The organism is Bacteroides timonensis, assembly GCF_000513195.1.
GTDB lineage: Bacteria > Bacteroidota > Bacteroidia > Bacteroidales > Bacteroidaceae > Bacteroides > Bacteroides timonensis.
Map to the genome: position 1 here is coordinate 1 of NZ_CBVI010000174.1, position 3,275 is coordinate 3,275.

2 protein-coding genes are annotated in these 3,275 nt (G+C 42.6%); both read left to right on the forward strand.

The features are described from left to right. The first annotated feature begins 272 nt into the window (after window positions 1-272). Window positions 273-1,595: a VapE domain-containing protein gene (locus tag BN161_RS27105; RefSeq protein ID WP_044272241.1), complete on the forward strand. Its 1,323-nt coding sequence runs from the start codon at window positions 273-275 to the stop codon at window positions 1,593-1,595. A 429-nt stretch (window positions 1,596-2,024) separates the two neighbouring features. Further along, window positions 2,025-2,498: a hypothetical protein gene (locus BN161_RS27110; RefSeq protein WP_044272243.1), complete on the forward strand. Its 474-nt coding sequence runs from the start codon at window positions 2,025-2,027 to the stop codon at window positions 2,496-2,498. The last annotated feature ends 777 nt before the right edge of the window (window positions 2,499-3,275 follow it).

Below are 3,275 nucleotides of genomic sequence, written 5' to 3' on the forward strand. Positions count from 1 at the left end.
TTGAACGAACCATTCATATCGTTTGATTATAGTCGGCAGGTTTGCTGATTGCAATCAACAAGCTTGCTGACAGTAATCAGTAAGCCTGCTGACTATAATCAAACGCTGCGGATGCCTTATGCAAAAGACGATGATCCCATATGTGAAATCACAACAATATATACCTGCTTTACTAGCGCTGATTAGTTGAACGGATTTCTCTAAAACGTTTGCAAACAGGCCTTTTATGATGTTAACTTCGTAGCATTAATCACTAAAATAGTAACAGAATTATGAAGACAAAATTAATGCGATTCATTACCTCTTTTTTTGAGAGTTGGAGAGAAGAAAAAAAAGTGCTGGCAAATCAGCCGGAATCTATTGTGGAGCACACGGATATTACCGTTACACGTTCCGCAAACCATCCTGTTGCGGAACGTGTAAAGACCGTGCCGGTTAGTCTGACGGATCAGGTAAACCGCTTCCTGCAATCTATCTACGATTTTCGTTATAATTTGCTGACGGAAGAAACCGAATACCGTCCGGCAGATGGGAGAGGAGAGCCTTTTGCACCTGTGGTCAGGCGGGAACTGAATTCTTTCTGCCTCGAAGCGCATGCACGGGGCATTGCCTGTTGGGATAAAGACATCAGTCGTTATCTCTATTCTACCAGTGTACCCGGTTATCATCCTTTCCTTCTGTATCTGGACGAACTTCCGGCCTGGGATGGTATTGACCGTCTCGAAGCATTGGTGCACCGTGTTTCTTCTGATCCATTGTGGATAAAACACTTCCATATATGGCTGCTTGCCCTTACTGCGCAATGGCTGGGCATAACGGGAAAGCATGCTAACAGTGTGGCTCCTATTCTTATCAGTATGAAACAAGGCTGTTTGAAATCTACCTTCTGCAAGAGTTTAATGCCCGAAACCCTGTCACGTTACTATTCGGATGAAGTGGAGTTGACTTCAAAAGGAAACGTTACCCGCAAAATGTCGGAAATGGGTCTGCTGAATCTCGACGAGTTCGATAAATATCCCGCTTCTAAAATGCCTTTGCTGAAGAATCTGATGCAGATGGCGGAGCTGAACCTTTGTAAAGCCTATCAGAGAAACTATCGCAACCTGCCGCGTATCGCTTCTTTCATAGGCACAAGCAACCGTTTCGATTTATTATCCGATCCTACAGGGAGCCGGCGCTTTCTCTGTGTGGAAGTGAAGGGGAAGATAGATTGTTCCCGCATTGTGCACAAACAAATCTATGCCCAGTTGAAGCGGGAGCTTCTGGAGGGTGGCCGATATTGGTTTACGGCAGAAGAAGAACATGAATTGAAGGAGCATAATAAGATGTTTCAGCGTCGCAGCATAATGGAAGAAGTGCTTTATGCCTGTTTCCGTCCTGCCACAGCCGAAGATCGGGATGAAATGGTGCAACGCCTTTCCGCGGCAGACATTTTCAAGGTTTTGAAGAGACAGAATCCGGCCGCTATGCGGGGCGTTAATTCGAATGCGTTTGCCCAATTGTTGGCGCCATTGGGATTTTCCCGCTCACGTAGCCGTTATGGAAATTATTATGCGGTCATTTCTTTGTCCGAAAATATCCCTTCCACCCGCTAACTCCGATGAATCGGACGTTTCAGTAGTGTGGAAGGGTAGGGATACTCGCTATGAATATGGCAAAAGCTGGTTTGACTGAGGAAAACAAGAATAGGTACTCAACGGTTTTTAGAGAATATTTTTTGATGAAATTCGAAACAAATGAATGCTTTTGTTGTTGAATGTGAAAAAAAACGTATCTTTGCAACTGAACTATTTGACATGATGATATCTTATATAATATGTCATGTCCTCTTCCGGAACAGTCTAAATGTGGCAATTTAATTGATGCCCGGATGAGCGTAGCCTGTATCAGTCATTGGTACGGGCTTACTCGTCCTGTGTCAAGGGTGCGCCACATACCTGACTGTTGGGATTGGTAATGCCCCGTACCACTAATATATTATTAGCCGTATAGGGTTGATTTTAAACTTATTAATCAAATACTATATGGCTAATTGGCTTTCTATACAAGCAGCTGCTGAAAAATACGGCGTATCTGAGGAGCTAATCCGGGAAAGGATTCGGCTCAATTATTTGACAATCTCTTCTTTAAAGAGGGATCCTTTTGAAGATCCGGACCCACTGGTGGATACTGACGAACTCGATAGAGCTCTTGAATTAAAATCGATACAATCCTATCCTGATGATGAAACTATTGAGCGAATTCCGAGAGGGCATTTAGACTGGATTTACCAGGAGAATTCCCGATTAGCAAAAAGGAATGATGATCTGCGGGAGGAGAATTATTTGCATGTTCAGTGGGAGGCTAAGCTAAAAGCTGATTTAGATAAAATGATAGAGCTTACCGATCGTTTGAACTCGTTGCACCAGAAAATAGTGGAAGACTATAAGTCTACGCTCAGTAGCCGATTTGAATTTTGGCCTTCTTTCTGGCATTTACTCTTCTCCAAAAAGAAATAAAGACCTAACTTGATAACTAATACCTCATCTAACCAGTATATATTGTTTTTTTAATCCTTTTCATCTTGTGAGTACGGAGTTTCGTGAGGAGCTCCGTCTTTTTTTGTATGCCCTCCCTTTCTATTTCTATTCATTTCTCCTTCTCCCGGGAGGAGGAGTACCCCGTAGGGGGGAGGTGGTAGGTGAGCTCATCTTTCTTTTCTTACCTGTCAGCCCCTTCTTCCCCTGTTTTTTTCTTTTCCTCGTACCCGCATATCCCTATTTTCCCTCTTTCCCGCCTCCGTCTACGCGCACATGTTACGCGCACGTATATATAATGTATCCCCTTCCACCCCCTTTCATACTTCCTTTCAAATTTATGTTCTACAACATCCTTATCAATCAGTCAGTTACAAAATTGTTTCAGAAATATGGTGAAAAAGTGATAGATATATTTGGATTGAATCGTAATATGCCCTACTTTTGCATCCGCTTTCCAAGAGACGGTAAGCCTTGAAATTGACATTCTGACAGAAACGGCGTAGGAACTCCAACGTTTTTCTTTTCTTTTGCCTTAATTCCAACCAAGAATACAGCATTCTAAAAGTAAAAAGGAAAAAACTTTCGGAAACATTTGGAAGATATGTGATAAAGTTCTTACCTTTGCACCCGCTTTCTGAACGAAGGCAATCGATAATTGACTTGCTGATTAAGAAACCGGTGTTGCTAAGAACTCCTTTCTCTTTCTTCTTTTATCTCCCCTTTCGCAAAGAGAGGCGACGAGAAAAAGAAAAAAAA

What these genes read in the sequence shown, in the direction of transcription:
- BN161_RS27105 (WP_044272241.1), top strand. Translation starts at nt 273, where the DNA reads ATGAAGACAAAATTAATGCGATTCATTACCTCTTTTTTTGAGAGTTGG.
- BN161_RS27110 (WP_044272243.1), top strand. Translation starts at nt 2,025, where the DNA reads ATGGCTAATTGGCTTTCTATACAAGCAGCTGCTGAAAAATACGGCGTA.